The sequence below is a fragment of the Paenibacillus sp. JJ-100 genome (assembly GCF_948329825.1).
Taxonomy (GTDB): Bacteria; Bacillota; Bacilli; order Paenibacillales; family Paenibacillaceae; genus Paenibacillus.
Genome location: NZ_CAOJCM010000003.1, coordinates 17122 through 31638, shown reverse-complemented (window position 1 = coordinate 31638; position 14517 = coordinate 17122). Strand labels below are relative to the sequence as shown.

Annotated in this window: 16 protein-coding genes; 1 reads left to right on the top strand and 15 read right to left on the bottom strand. The window is 43.2% G+C overall.

The window, feature by feature from the left end; translation table 11 throughout:
• Positions 1-112 precede the first annotated feature (112 nt).
• Genes PQG66_RS13235 through PQG66_RS13225 form a run of 3 tightly spaced genes read right to left on the bottom strand, consistent with a single transcriptional unit; the run spans position 113 to position 1531 of the window.
• Complete coding sequence (locus PQG66_RS13235) at positions 113-322, bottom strand: DUF951 domain-containing protein (RefSeq protein ID WP_272038194.1); 210 nt, start codon at positions 320-322, stop codon at positions 113-115.
• Positions 312-1253 carry a mechanosensitive ion channel family protein gene (locus PQG66_RS13230; protein WP_272038193.1) on the bottom strand — a complete coding sequence of 314 codons (942 nt, stop codon included), beginning with the start codon at positions 1251-1253 and terminating at the stop codon, positions 312-314. The genes PQG66_RS13235 and PQG66_RS13230 overlap by 11 nt, the downstream gene beginning before the upstream one ends.
• Positions 1254-1267: 14 nt before the next feature.
• Entirely contained in the window at positions 1268-1531 is a 264-nt protein-coding gene (locus PQG66_RS13225; RefSeq protein ID WP_272038191.1) for a DUF3343 domain-containing protein, read from the bottom strand.
• Between the two features lie 117 nt (positions 1532-1648).
• Here PQG66_RS13225 and yyaC point away from each other — a divergent pair, with 117 nt between their 5' ends.
• The gene (gene yyaC / locus PQG66_RS13220; RefSeq protein WP_272038190.1) at positions 1649-2254 is read left to right on the top strand and encodes a spore protease YyaC; all 606 of its coding nucleotides are present in this window, start codon (positions 1649-1651) and stop codon (positions 2252-2254) included.
• On the opposite strand, the gene PQG66_RS13215 is transcribed toward yyaC, so the two are convergent.
• The 12 genes from PQG66_RS13215 to rpmH all read right to left on the bottom strand — a co-directional run bounded on the left by PQG66_RS13215 (position 2229) and on the right by rpmH (position 14195).
• Positions 2229-2729: a DUF4446 family protein gene (locus PQG66_RS13215; protein WP_272038189.1), complete on the bottom strand. Its 501-nt coding sequence runs from the start codon at positions 2727-2729 to the stop codon at positions 2229-2231. The genes yyaC and PQG66_RS13215 overlap by 26 nt on opposite strands.
• Before the next feature lie 136 nt (positions 2730-2865).
• The gene (locus PQG66_RS13210; protein WP_272038188.1) at positions 2866-4020 is read right to left on the bottom strand and encodes an aminotransferase class V-fold PLP-dependent enzyme; all 1155 of its coding nucleotides are present in this window, start codon (positions 4018-4020) and stop codon (positions 2866-2868) included.
• A 141-nt stretch (positions 4021-4161) separates the two neighbouring features.
• Positions 4162-5010 carry a ParB/RepB/Spo0J family partition protein gene (locus PQG66_RS13205; RefSeq protein ID WP_272038187.1) on the bottom strand — a complete coding sequence of 283 codons (849 nt, stop codon included), beginning with the start codon at positions 5008-5010 and terminating at the stop codon, positions 4162-4164.
• Complete coding sequence (locus PQG66_RS13200) at positions 5003-5764, bottom strand: ParA family protein (protein ID WP_272038707.1); 762 nt, start codon at positions 5762-5764, stop codon at positions 5003-5005. Before PQG66_RS13200 ends, PQG66_RS13205 begins: the two co-directional genes overlap by 8 nt.
• Positions 5765-5953: 189 nt before the next feature.
• Positions 5954-6772, bottom strand: a complete 819-nt coding sequence (noc, locus tag PQG66_RS13195; protein WP_272038186.1) for a nucleoid occlusion protein — start codon at positions 6770-6772, stop codon at positions 5954-5956.
• 645 nt (positions 6773-7417) lie between these two features.
• A complete protein-coding gene (gene rsmG / locus PQG66_RS13190) occupies positions 7418-8140 on the bottom strand; it encodes a 16S rRNA (guanine(527)-N(7))-methyltransferase RsmG (protein WP_272038185.1) in 723 nt (240 codons plus the stop codon).
• Entirely contained in the window at positions 8140-10029 is a 1890-nt protein-coding gene (gene mnmG / locus PQG66_RS13185; protein WP_272038184.1) for a tRNA uridine-5-carboxymethylaminomethyl(34) synthesis enzyme MnmG, read from the bottom strand. The genes rsmG and mnmG overlap by 1 nt, the downstream gene beginning before the upstream one ends.
• Positions 10030-10175: 146 nt before the next feature.
• On the bottom strand, positions 10176-11552 hold the full coding sequence (mnmE, locus tag PQG66_RS13180) for a tRNA uridine-5-carboxymethylaminomethyl(34) synthesis GTPase MnmE (RefSeq protein ID WP_272038183.1): 1377 nt from the start codon (positions 11550-11552) through the stop codon (positions 10176-10178).
• A gap of 240 nt (positions 11553-11792) precedes the next feature.
• The gene (gene jag / locus PQG66_RS13175; protein ID WP_272038182.1) at positions 11793-12494 is read right to left on the bottom strand and encodes an RNA-binding cell elongation regulator Jag/EloR; all 702 of its coding nucleotides are present in this window, start codon (positions 12492-12494) and stop codon (positions 11793-11795) included.
• Entirely contained in the window at positions 12491-13369 is an 879-nt protein-coding gene (locus tag PQG66_RS13170) for a YidC/Oxa1 family membrane protein insertase (RefSeq protein WP_272038181.1), read from the bottom strand. The genes jag and PQG66_RS13170 overlap by 4 nt, the downstream gene beginning before the upstream one ends.
• 74 nt (positions 13370-13443) lie before the next feature.
• Positions 13444-13794 carry a ribonuclease P protein component gene (gene rnpA, locus PQG66_RS13165; RefSeq protein ID WP_123066992.1) on the bottom strand — a complete coding sequence of 117 codons (351 nt, stop codon included), beginning with the start codon at positions 13792-13794 and terminating at the stop codon, positions 13444-13446.
• Between the two features lie 266 nt (positions 13795-14060).
• Entirely contained in the window at positions 14061-14195 is a 135-nt protein-coding gene (rpmH, locus tag PQG66_RS13160) for a 50S ribosomal protein L34 (protein WP_272038180.1), read from the bottom strand.
• Positions 14196-14517 lie beyond the last annotated feature (322 nt).

Here is a 14517-nt window from a genome sequence, read left to right as displayed (position 1 = left end):
AGGAAAGCAATACCTGTAGCCGTCTGTATGTAAACGTTATTTTCGTGGTGTGACAGACGTCTTCAACCTCGAAACATAGCAGATACATTCCACGACGCATTAAGTTCTTGCTCTAGATCGATTCTGGCTCTTCAGCCGAACGCAATACTTTTTTCAAGTTTTTTTCAAACTTGGCTCTGGGGATCAAAACACTGTGTTTGCAACCAACACACTTGATCCGAATATCCATACCCATGCGAATGATTTCCATCTCATTGCTGCCACAGGGATGTTGCTTTTTCATCTGTACAATATCCCCGAGTTGAAAAATTTTACGCTCCACTCGCACCATCTCCCTTATCATTATCCAGTGTAGCCGCCTGTTCGAGTGCAGCTTGCTGATTTCGTTCATGATACTCCAGAATTTTCTTTACGTCTCCCTGAATTTGACGTTCTACCGAAGCTCTGGAGTTCGGCATGCATTCAGCTACAATACGTATAACATAATCTGAAGTCGACATGGACTGTATACCTAGCACATCAGGTACCTTCACGATATTCAGGTCTCGTTCCTCGATCCCAACAAGCGATTGTTTTACCAAATGTACAGACTCATCCAGTGTCAGATCAGCTTTCATCGGAATATCCACTACAGCCAAAGAATTAGACATAGAATAGTTGGTCACACTCGCAATCGTACCGTTGGGAATGATATGTACTTCCCCTTGCCAGCTTACCAGTTTCGTCGTCCTTAGGCCAATGACCTCAACCGTTCCTTTATACGTACCTGTCTGAATTACATCTCCAACAGCGAACTGATCCTCTAAAATAATAAAGAATCCAGTAATGACATCCTTGACGAGCCCCTGTGCGCCGAAACCAATTGCAAGCCCAAGAACCCCCGCACTAGCAAGCAACGGCCCGACCTGAACGTTGATTTCGGATAACAGTAACAAAATCATAATAAAATTACATGTTATCGACGTTGCATTTTTCAATAGCTCACCAATGGTTACGAATCTCCGCGGATTAACTCGAATTTTACCTTCCTGCTTCCGTGCCATCGACCGATCAATAATGCGGGACACTACTTTAATGACAATTCGGGTGATCATAAAAATAATGAGGATACGAATCGAACTGAACATGATATTTAACCACATATCCGTATCCGCAATTTTAGCCCATACTTTGTCTTTCCAGTGAAGAGCATTGTCCATGACCTGATTAGCAGAATCTACATTAAGCTTTGTGAAAAAATCAAATCGTGTCATGCCCGATCCCTCCTCTACATCGGTATGTTATCATAGCTGTCTCCGGTTTTAAAATAGAGGCCGCGAATCTCTACAAATTCATCACGAATGATTTTCTGTACTCGCAGCAGATCCTCTTTGGGAAACTGAATACACAGAGCACAACCTGCCGTAATCTCCTTAGGTGTCGGAAACAGGTCAATCTCAATCTCGGCAAATTCCAGCAACATTTCTGCACGCAGTGCCTGCTGCGTGGAGTCAAACGCAATCAACAGCCAATTGTCCAGCCATTCATCCATTTCCTGCTCCTTTCACGCTTCATGGAACGTCAGCCAAAAAGCATACACTTGTCAAGTATAAAACACTCTATCTTTCCATATACTGATACTACTATTCCAAGGGAAAGGATAGATCCTATGAATCCTACTTCGCGTTCCTTTTCGTCACAAGATATGACCAGCTTGAAAGTTGCTCATACCGATCCAGGCGTACATTCGGCCATTGTACATCGTTTAATGTTCCATCTCTACAAGGCCCACTCGTTACAAAATGTAGTGATTGTCTGCATCGGTACAGATCGATCTACTGGTGACTGCCTCGGTCCGCTTGTAGGTACGTCTCTTGCAAAATGGGACAGCCCTTTATTTCACCTATACGGTACACTGGATGAACCTGTTCATGCTGTCAATCTCCAAGATACTCTCAACAAAATCTACAGTGTTCATCACAATCCATACGTGATTGGAATTGATGCCTGTCTAGGTCAATCCTCCAGTGTCGGTAGCATTCAGGTGGTTAACGGTCCTCTCAAACCTGGTGCAGGGGTGAATAAAGAATTACCGCCGGTCGGCGATATCCATCTGACAGGTATCGTTAACGTCGGCGGTTTTATGGAATACTTTGTGCTCCAGAACACACGGCTCAGCCTTGTAATGCGTATGTCTGAAATTATAGCAAGCAGTCTATATTCGGCTATTCGAGAGTGGCATACCCGTTCTACTCTGCTTGCAGTGCCAGAGTAATAGCTTCCTTTTCCTCAGGGGAAAGTGTATACGTTGACTCTCCCCCTTTTAGAGGTTTCGCATATACATATGATCCATCACGATTGAATAATCCGGTAAGAATCATGCCATCCTGACTTTCATTAATCATGGCTATTGAGAAGCTTAGGTCAGTTCCGCGCTCCCCATAAGCATTGTACCTCTTCACACCAACCTTGCCCTGAATCCGAGCCAGCTTCTGTAGAGCTGTTTGCAACTGATTCGTTTGCAACTTGTGTTCATCCTCAATGTTGTCCATCTGAATTTTCAGATTAACCAACAAGGATTCCAGGTCCTCCACACCACTGCCAGCCATCATGGCTTCATATTTACGTTTAAATTTCCGTAACTTCGCCCCTTGAGCAATGCTTACGATCAGTAAAATCACCGTAAGTAATGTTAATCCGCCAATAATCCACAACAGCTGTTCCAGAATCAGCTCATTTAATTCAGTCATGTAAGTGCAACTACCCCTCTATATTATTGATCAGATTCACGTCTGTCCGCAGTTCTTATCATCTATTATAAATCAACCTGTTAAGCAAGAAATTAATCATATATTACCAATTCAATGCACATTAAAGTGCATCTCACTATTTATCAGAGGTCAGTTCTATTACTGCCCGAATGAATTCATCCACTTCATCTTTGGATGTGCTATATCCTACACTTGCTCGAACAGCTCCGGTATCTGTTGTTCCAGCTGCCTCATGTGCAAGTGGCGTACAATGGAATCCCGAACGCACCGCAATACTGTATTTCCGATCCAATTGGAATGCCAATTGAGCAGCATCATATCCTTCAACAATAAAGGATACTAAACCGGTACGCGGTTGCCCCATTTCCGGTCCCAATATACGAACACCTTGAATAGAAGAGATACCTTCCATTATATGCTGTGTCAGCTCCCATTCATGCTGGTAAATTACTGAGGGCGATATCGTAAGTACCTGCTTCACTCCGGCCCCTAAACCTGCAATTCCTATCGTATTAGGTGTGCCTGCCTCATATCGGTCAGGACGTACTTTAGGTTGTTCCAGTGCTTCTGATTGACTGCCAGTTCCTCCATATATAAGAGGTTGTACATCAATATCAGGCGCGATATATAAACCACCTGTTCCTTGCGGTCCGAGCAAACCCTTATGTCCAGGAAAAGCAAGCATATCAATGCCCAGTTGTCCCACGTCTACGGGCATGACCCCTGCACTTTGAGCTGCATCTACCAGTAACAGAGCCTGATGTTTACGGCATAGCTGTGAGATTTCACTAATGGGCAAGATGCTACCTAGCAAGTTTGAGCTATGTGTACATACAACCAGACGGGTATTTTCTCGAAACATATGTTCCATCTTTTTCAAATCGATAGAACCAGATCCATCTACAGGTACGTAATCAACCTGTATTATTCCTTGTTTACGAAGCAACTCTAGTGGCCGCCGAACGGAATTATGCTCTGCCATCGTAGCGATGACATGATCACCATCTTGAAGAGTACCTCGAATGGCAAGATTAAGAACTTCTGTTGTATTCGATCCGAATACTATATCGTTAGGATTCTTAATACCGAACAAGGTAGCGAGTTCTTTTCTTGTTTCAAACAATACCCTACTAGCTTGCACAGCCATACGATGACTTCCTCTACCTGGGTTAGCCCCAGCAAATTCGAGTGCATTCAACATCGCCTCACCAACAGAAGGTGGTTTGGGCCAAGATGTAGCTGCATGATCAAGATAGATTATTTTCTCCACCCTCCTACCACCTCTGCTCATAAGCTTTCAACACCTAAGTATTATGCATAAACAAAGAAGGACATATCGATTCTCCGGAACACAGAGGCGATATGTCATGACATGAATGGCTCTGCATGTTGTTAGTAATCGAACGGGTGCTTATTGCAACAATTCCAATAAACGTTCGAGATCCTGCTTGCTGTAGTAGTTGAGCTCTATCTTACCTTTATCTTTTTGACCATGTTTAATTTTCACTGTCGTTTTAAACCGTTCACGAAGTGACTCTTCTAAAGTATCAATAAATGGATCCTTCTTTTTCAGCTTGGTTTTGGCTTTTGTCTCACCTGTTTTGGAACGATCCAGTTGTTGGACTGCTTCTTCTAACTCACGCACACTCCATTGCTGATCAATTGACTGTTTAGCCAGTTGTTTCACCAGTTCCTCATCTTTCACACCTACAATAGCTCTTGCATGTCCCATGGATAATGTTCCACGTGAAACATGTTCCTTCACTTCTTCAGGCAAAGCAAGCAAACGTAGAAAGTTAGCAATATGTGAACGTGATTTACCTACCTTTACCGACAATTCTTCCTGAGTCATAGAAAACTGGTCCATTAATCCTTGGTAGGCTACAGCCACTTCCATAGCATTCAGATTTTCCCGTTGCAGGTTCTCAATCAGGGCAATTTCCATCACTTGCTGATCGTTGAATGGACGTACGACTGCTGGAACGGTAGCATTTCCACAATATTGTGATGCTCTGAATCTGCGTTCGCCTGCAATAATCTCATATCCTCGCAGGACAGGACGTACGATAATCGGTTGAATCACACCGTGTTGTCGGATCGACTCCGCCAGTTCATGTATGGCTTCCTCATCAAATGCTTTACGCGGCTGATAAGGGTTAGCCCGCAGTTGGCTAATCGGGATTTCTACGACTTTATCGTCGTCATTAATTGAAAGCGAAGGAATGAGGGCATCCAGTCCTTTTCCAAGCCGCTTACTCATAAGAAATCACTTCCTTTGCGAGCTCTAAATACACTTCCGCTCCTCTAGAACGAGGATCATACGTAATAATAGATTGTCCATGAGAAGGAGCTTCACTAAGACGTACATTACGAGGAATAATCGTTTGATACACTTTTTGCTGGAAATACTTCTTCACTTCTTCTATAACCTGAATACCGAGATTTGTGCGAGCATCAAACATTGTAAGTAATACGCCTTCAATCTGAAGAGAAGTATTCAGATGTTTTTGAACCAATCGAACAGTATTCAAAAGCTGACTCAATCCTTCCAGGGCATAGTATTCACACTGAATAGGAATGATCACTGAATCCGATGCCGTTAACGAGTTAATCGTCAACATACCAAGTGATGGTGGGCAGTCGATTAAAATATAATCATAATTGCTCTTAACTAGGGCAAGTGATTTTTTCAGACGAACTTCTCGCGATATGGTGGATACCAATTCAATCTCGGCTCCAGCAAGTTGAATCGTCGCAGGTATGATATGAAGGCCCTCGATTTGAGTCTCTACGATCGCTTCCTGGGGAGGCACATCATTAATAATGACATCATATATACAGTTTGCCACGTCTGCTTTATTAATTCCGACGCCACTCGTTGTATTCCCCTGGGGGTCAATATCGACAAGCAGTACTCTCTTTCCGAGTGAAGCAAGTCCTGCACCCAAATTAACCGATGTTGTTGTTTTCCCCACACCGCCCTTTTGATTTGCCACGGCCATAATCTTAGACAATACCTTCACCTCAAATAAATAGGAGTCTTTTCTTGTAGGTTGTGATTTACAGTTAAAAAGCAGGCGGCCACCGTCCACAAGAACAACAACTACCGTTTCCTTAGCAATAAACGTTTCGTTCCCATCACGTTCTATAACTAACGGACTGTATAGATAGAAAAAGCGGCCCATTGCCGCCTTAAGCTTCAACTATTTGCGTTTTGGAATATGAATAACGATCTCGTAGTGATCTTCATGATCAGCTTCTTTTGTTTTAATTTCCATACCTGAGCCTGTTACCATATCAATGGATTGACGAATAGTATTAAGCGCCAGCCTCACATCTTTGGTAAAGGATATACGTTTGGATTTTTTGATCTTGGAAGCTTCCTTATAAAAGGCAACCCGTGCCTCCGTCTGTTTCACGTTCAATTCTTTGTCGATAATCTCGCCGAGCAATTTTAATTGCAACTCTTCCGTATCGAGGGATAACAATGCTCTGGCATGGCGTTCAGATATCTTCCGTTCCATCAAGGCTGTTTTTACACCTTCAGGAAGCTGTAACAAACGAATTTTATTAGCAATGGTGGACTGGCTTTTGCCTAGTCTCTGAGCAAGACTTTCCTGTGTCAATTGATGCAGATCAATCAACTTCTGGTAAGCAACCGCTTCCTCAATCGAAGTTAATCCTTCACGTTGCAAGTTCTCAATCAATGCAATGGATGCTGCTTGAGAATCATTGAATTCACGCACAATGGCCGGGATATGATCAAGGCCCAGTTTGCGAACTGCACGCCAGCGTCGTTCCCCAGCAATAATCTCATATGATCCATTCCGAACCCGAACAACAATCGGTTGAATGACGCCATGTGTTTTAATCGTTTGCAGTAACTCATCAATCTTATCATCATCAAAAATAGTACGGGGTTGATATGGACTACTCACAATTTCATTAACCGGGACTTGTTTGATCTCATCTCCGTTATTGCGATCCGCCAAACCAAACAACTTCGAAAATTGTTCTTTCATTCCGTAGATTACCACCTAATTTCGTAATAGCTCCCGCGTAATCAGCAGGTGCTTCTTATTCCGTAAGCGAGACTCCATACTTCATCGTTCTTGAATTAAGTTATGCTGGTAGCACGACTTGCTCCAAGCAGCATCAAATGCTTGACCATCTATTTATATCAGTAAATCTTGACCACTGTTTACGCAAGGTCTGATACTTCTATTCTATCATCTTTTTCTCCATAATCCTATGTTTACCTATTCTTTAAATCGAGCAAATTTTCCTGCTTTTCTTTAGCGTTTGTCATAGAAAATGAAAAAATATATCACATATGACATTCTCCTAGTCTCTATCTCTCTCTAATTTCTACAAGATACCAATTCAATTATGTCCTGTAATTAGGTTATATGTGCTAGATCGGGTCAATTGACTATGCATCTACCATGTTTAACGATCATCTAATGTAAATTAATCAAATAATCGATACCTAAAGCGATCCACATAAACATAAGAACATAAAGAGAACAAGAAGAGAACATATAGACACAAAAAAGAGGATGTTTCACGTGAAACATCCTCTCTTCCTCGCCTCTAATGTTGAGACACTAATTTGAGACATTACTTTAATACTTTTCTTATCTACCCTAGCAACTCGCTACTCTAGTCTAAACAAGTGGAGTTTTAAGAGGTGTTCCCGGTTTACGAGGGTACTTATGTGGCGTCTTATCAAACTTCTGAATGAGTATGATATGACGCTCCGACTCTTCCACCGGTAGCTGGAATGGGTGAACGGCTTTTACTCGTCCTTTGAGCTGATTGAAACTAAACTCTGCTTCTTTCATTTCATCCCTTGGATCGCTACCTTTCATGGCAGCGAACATACCACTTTTACGTACAAAAGGAAGACAGAACTCATTCAGCACAGCTAGTTTAGCTACCGCACGTGCAGTAACGAGATCATAGCTATCCCGATATCCTTCTTTGCGTCCCAACTCTTCCGCACGGCCATGGATTAATTCCACCTGTTCAAGACCAAGGGTATCAACCACATGTTGCAAAAAGCCGATCCTTTTATTTAATGAATCAATAATTGTAAGCTGGATATGTGGAAAACAGATTTTCAAAGGCAATCCCGGGAATCCTGCTCCTGAACCAATATCCGCAAGTTTATTGACTTTAGACATATCAGTATAGAATGCCAGCGATACTGAATCATAGAAATGTTTCGTATATACCTGCTCACGATCTGTAATGCCAGTCAGGTTCATTTTTTCGTTCCAGGATACCAATTCTTTATAATACAATTCGAACTGTTCCAGTTGCCGTTCTTCTAGCTCTATACCGTGTTTTTTCAATCGCCTTTGCAGCTGTTGTTGAATATCGTCCATTATTGTCCCCTTGCTGCGGTAACGCGATTATAATGCTCCAGATAGACAAGCAAGATGGAGATATCTGCGGGAGTGACTCCGGCGATACGAGATGCTTGACCAATCGATATCGGCCGGATTTTAGCGAGCTTCTGCTTAGCTTCCATAGCCAGACCGTGAATCTCATCATATACAATTGTATCTGGAATTTTCTTTTTCTCCATTTTCAGCAAACGTTCCACGTGAACCAACTGTTTCTCAATATAACCCGCGTATTTGATCTGAATCTCAACTTGTTCCTTCATATCAGCGGTCAACTCTACCTCGGAAGGAGAAACTTGTTCAATCCAGTCATAGCCGATCTCTGGACGACGCATCAGATTGAGTAACGTGCTGCCATCCTGGATCGGTGTTGAACCAATTTCTTCAAGTTTGGCATTGACCTCAACCGGGCGTACTTTTGCTTCTTTCAGACGTGTGATCTCCTGCTCAACTTTTGCTTTTTTATCGAGAAAAGCCGCATAACGTTCCTCTTTGATTAATCCGATTTCATGACCAATCTCTGTGAGACGCATATCCGCATTGTCATGACGGAGCAACAAACGATATTCAGCACGAGATGTCAGCAATCGATAAGGCTCGCTCGTACCTTTCGTAACCAGATCGTCAATCAATACACCAATATAACCTTGGGAACGATCAAGTACGATAGCCTCTTTGCCTTGAACTTTACGTACTGCGTTGATGCCAGCCATGATCCCTTGCGCTGCTGCTTCTTCGTAGCCGGATGTGCCATTGATCTGACCAGCCGTGAATAGTCCTGGCAGACGTTTTGTTTCGAGAGATGGCCACAATTGAGTTGGAACCATGGCATCATATTCAATTGCGTAACCATTACGCATTATTTCGGCCTTTTCCAAACCTGGGACAGAACGTACAATAGCAAGTTGTACTTCTTCTGGCATACTAGTAGACAATCCTTGTACATAATACTCGGATGTATTTTTACCTTCCGGTTCAAGGAAAACCTGATGCTTCGGCTTATCACTGAAACGAACAATTTTGTCCTCAATGGATGGACAGTAACGCGGTCCTGTTCCTTCGATCACTCCAGAGAACATCGGAGCACGATGCAGATTATCGTTAATAATTTGATGTGTTTCCACAGACGTATATGTCAGCCAGCAAGGCAGCTGCTCGTTAGTGGAAGACGCTGTTTCATAGGAGAAGAACTTCGGGTCATCATCTCCGGGCTGAATTTCTGTTTTGCTAAAATCAATCGTGTCCTTATGCACACGCGGGGGTGTCCCTGTTTTGAAACGTACCAGTTCGAATCCCAACTCACGCAAATGCTCAGATAACTTTACCGACGGTTGCTGATTGTTTGGTCCACTCTCATACATCAACTCACCCATAATTACTTTACCACGAAGATAAGTGCCTGTAGTCAGAACCACAGCTTTGGCGCGATACTCTGCGCCTGTTTGAGTAACGACTCCAACACACTGGCCATCTTCAACAAGCAGACGATCCACCATACCCTGACGCATCGTCACATTAGGTTCTTTCTCCAACGTTTCTTTCATCGTATGTTGGTAAGAGAATTTATCAGCCTGTGCACGAAGGGCATGAACCGCAGGCCCTTTACCTGTATTGAGCATCCGCATCTGAATAAAGGTTTTATCAATATTCCGTCCCATTTCTCCGCCTAGTGCATCAATCTCCCGTACAACGTGTCCTTTTGCTGGTCCCCCAATGGATGGGTTACAGGGCATGAAAGCTACCATATCAAGGTTAATTGTAATCATCAACGTTTTAGAGCCCATCCGGGCTGCTGCAAGTGCCGACTCTACCCCGGCATGTCCTGCTCCAACGACGATGATATCATAACTGCCGCCATCAAAAGCCATGTATAATTACCTCCTTGTTCCGTTTTAATATCTATAATCAAACCAATACTTCCTGGCAACAACATCATTCCATCCTTTGACAACGGGCAGAAATTGTACCTTACCATCATACACGATGATTCCTATAGAATGTACAGTATAATGATTTACTTTCCTAGACAGAACTGGGAGAAAATCTGATCAATTAAAGCATCATGTGCCGTATCGCCCACGATCTCTCCAAGCTGTTCCCACGCCAAACGAACATCAATCTGAATCATGTCAATTGGAACAAATTGATCGGCAGCTTCATAAGCATCCACCAGCGATTGCTTCGCTTTTTTCAACAGAGCAATATGTCGAACATTGCTTACATAGGTCAGATCAGCAGATTCAAGTTTTCCGCTGAAAAACAGTGTGGAGATTGCTTCCTCCAAACGATCAACACCTAGATCATCCTTCACCGACATCGGAACAAGTTGCTCTTCTGAAATATAACGAAGCAGAACATCGCGATCAATTTGTGGGGTTAAGTCCATTTTATTCATAATGATAATTGATTGTCTACCGCGGATTTGTTCCAACAATTCAATCTCGTCCTGATGAAGTGGTTCAGCTGCATTCACAACCATCAGAATTAAATCAGCGTCTTTAACAGCCGAGCGGGAACGCTCTACCCCGATTTTCTCGACAACGTCCATCGTTTCCCGAATCCCTGCTGTATCAAGCAGCTTCAAAGGGATATTATTTATCGTAATAAACTCTTCAATGACGTCTCGGGTCGTTCCTGGAATGTCGGTAACTATTGCCCGATTATCTTGTGTGAGTGTGTTCATTAATGAGGATTTACCAACGTTGGGCCTTCCAACGATAGCCGTTGTAATCCCTTCGCGCAGTATTTTACCTTGCTCCGCTGTGACAAGTAATTTATCGATTTCAGTCATGACTTGCATTGACTTTTCTTTAATGAATTCAGATGTTAAGGATTCCACATCATGTTCAGGATAATCAATGTTTACTTCAATATGAGCCAAAGTTTCTACTAGCGTATGTCTCAGATCACGCAGCTTGGAAGATAATTTACCTTCTACTTGTTTCAAGGCTACGGAGAAGGCACGATCGGATTTTGAACGAATGAGATCCATCACCCCTTCTGCCTGAGACAGATCGATTCGCCCATTGAGAAACGCTCGTTTCGTGAATTCACCCGGTTCTGCAAGACGGATGTTAAGCTGAAGCAACAGGTCCATCACCCGTTTAACGGATACCACACCACCATGTGCACTAATTTCTACTACATCCTCTGTGGTGAATGAACGAGGTGCACGCATTACCGTTACCAGTACCTCTTCTACATTATCCCCAGTCGTGGGATCTATAATATGGCCATAATGAACTGTATGAGATGCTGCCTGAGTCAAAGGTGTTTTACTCCGAAAAATCTTCTCCGTCTCCGTCACGGCATCCGGGCCACTGACGCGAATAACGGCAATCCCGGCTTCTCCGACCGCTGTAGATATGGCTGTAATCGTATCACTAATCATCTTTATCTCTCCCTACTTCTCTATAATAAAGTTGCCATTCAGCTTAACCAGAAGAATGCCAACACATATTCAACTCTATTCATCCCTGTTGTAACTTCTATTGAATGCAGCAAGCTGAACTTGTCTACGATATATTTCCTGTGAGTATGCAACACACATATCCATCAGATACATGCTTTAGTACGAAAAAAGCAATGGCTTCTGCACCCTGCAGGAAGCCATTGCGTCTTTAATTGCTTGTTATTTCAACGTAATAACCACACGCCGATTGGGCTCCTCGCCCTTACTTAAGGTCTTAACCTGCGAGTGATTTTGCAGTTTGGCATGAATCACTTTACGTTCAAGCGGAGGCATCGGCTCAAGTACAACTTCCTTACCCGTACGGATGGCTTGTCCAGCTAATCGCTCAGCCAGGTCCTCAAGCGTTTTCCGCCGGCGCTGCCGGAAGTTTTCCGCATCGAGCACGATTCGCACGAAGTTTTCCGAGTAACGGTTGGCTACAATATTCGTCAGATACTGGAGAGCATCCAGCGTTTGTCCACGTCTGCCAATAATCATCCCAAGGTCTTCTCCGGAGATATTGAAGATATGACCATCCCGCTGCTTTTTGATGTCCACTTGTACATCCAGACCCATACCTGCCGCAACTTCTTTCAAGAACGCAGCCGCTTCTTCATAGGGATTTTGGACTGCTGCACCCTCAAGTAATCCATTACTCTCAGGTTCAGGTGTGGCTGATTTGATCGGCTGAATTTCAACCTCAGGTTCTGGCAGCAGTTTCACTTCCACTTTGGCAGCCTTCACCCCGAACAAACCCAGGAATCCTTTTGAGGGCTGCTCTAAAACTTGTATCTCGACCTTGTCCCGGCTCACGCCAAGATCAGCCAATCCTTGGTTTACAGCATCTTCAACGGTTTTTCCTGACGTAATGACTTTGGTCATTTCGATTTTTTGGCCCCTTTCGAACCTTTCCCAGAGACAGTAGCCTTGCCACCGTTTTTGCGCTTAGCCCCATTTTTGGAAGAGCTGCTCTGCTTCACGTTGACCTCGGCCACAACTTTATCATTATTCCGGTAAAGGAAATAGTTTTGCACGATCGTGTAGATATTACTGTAGAACCAGTAAAGCGGCAACGCTGATGGGAACTGATAAGACATAACAAAGATCAAAATCGGATACACCCACAACATGAACTGCATTGGACCGATCTGTTGTGTAGGATTCATCCGCATCATCATCCATGTTTGGATGAATGTTGTGATCGCAGCCAGCACTGGCAAAATAAACAGGTGATCCGGCGCTCCAAGCTGTAGCCACAAGAAATCATGGGTTCTCAGACTGGAGTTTCCGTAGATGGAGTTATAAAGTGCGATGTAAATTGGCATCTGAATCAGAAGTGGCAAACAACCTGCCATCGGATTAACTTTATTCTCCTGAAACAACTTCATCGTTTCTTGCTGAACTTTCTCAGGTGTATCTTTATACTTCGCTTGAATCTCCTTCAGCTGCGGCTGAATAGCCTGCATCGCTTTGGAGCTACGGACTTGCTTCATCGTTAATGGTAAAATCAATGTCCGTACAATTAACACCATCACAAGGACGGCCAGTCCGTATTCACCATTAAACCAGTTGGCGAATGTATCGAGCGCCAGTGAGAACCAGTACACAACATTGGCTTGCCAGAATGAATCACTATTCTTCAAATCTTCTGTTGTAACCCCTGCACCCTGCGGAGTACAACCGGCGAGTACAGTGACCATTGCAATGACTGCAATGAGGAGAATCCACTTCCCCTTAGATGTCTTCAATCGCGACACTTCATAACCCCTCTCTTAACCATTCCATTCCACCGTAAATCATACCATAATTAGGAGGACAAATAAACCGAAGCTTACCGCTTGCACGACTTGAGGAGAGAGGCCTTACGCATGACATGCAGAAGACTTTTCTCCATCTCTTTATAAGACATGTCCAATGCCCCTTTGCGGACAATGAATATCAAGTCCATCTGCGTGACAATCTCTTGCTCATGATGCCGTACAATTTCCTTAATCATGCGCCGCATACGGTTACGCACAACAGCATTTCCAATTTTTTTGCTGCATGATACACCTACTCGGAACTGCTCGGTGTCTTTACGGCGACAGCCATAAACTACAAATTGATGATTGGCAAACGATTTTCCATACCGATATACGCGGCTAAAATCCGCCCGGTTGCGCAGACGTAATCTTTTATACACGGCGCTTCTCCTTGCTGTCCCCCAGCCATATTTATTGACGGAGGCCTCATTACTGATTTAGTATAGACTTTCTTCATTGACGATAAACCGCCCGTTGACAAAGATATATAAGGTAAGTTTTCGATTCGAGAAAACATAATCAACCATATTGATCGGCAAGAACGGCAGTCAGCTATATCAATTTCGACATGCGATAAATGGACTTTGCTGCCGAATAATCCCATTTTTTAAGAAAAAAAAGACCACCTCAGTGGTCTTGACATGCATTAAGCACTCAGCTTCTTACGGCCTTTCAGGCGACGTCCTGCCAAAATTTTACGTCCGTTGCTTGTGCTCATTCTTTTCCGGAAACCATGAACTTTTTTACGTTTGCTAACGTTCGGTTTAAATGTAGGTCTCAATGTACTGCACCTCCTTACAAGGGAATACTTATGTGATGAATCATTTTCATCTTGAACAAAAAACACCTTTATACATTTAATCATGTTCAATTGGAAAAGTCAACTGAAAACATCGATAACCTCCCTCTTTTTCATACACTTTTTCAGTGTTCTGGAAATCATGCCACTCCCAGTCTAGTCTTTTCTTTCATCAGATGATCTCCCAATCTGTCAAATAAGTTATCCCCAAATCTAAGGAAATGCCTACTCTCCCTTTATTTTTAGTTATCCACATCCATTTTCGTCTCGTGAAAGCATCCATACTTTTGTTTAAAGTTATTCA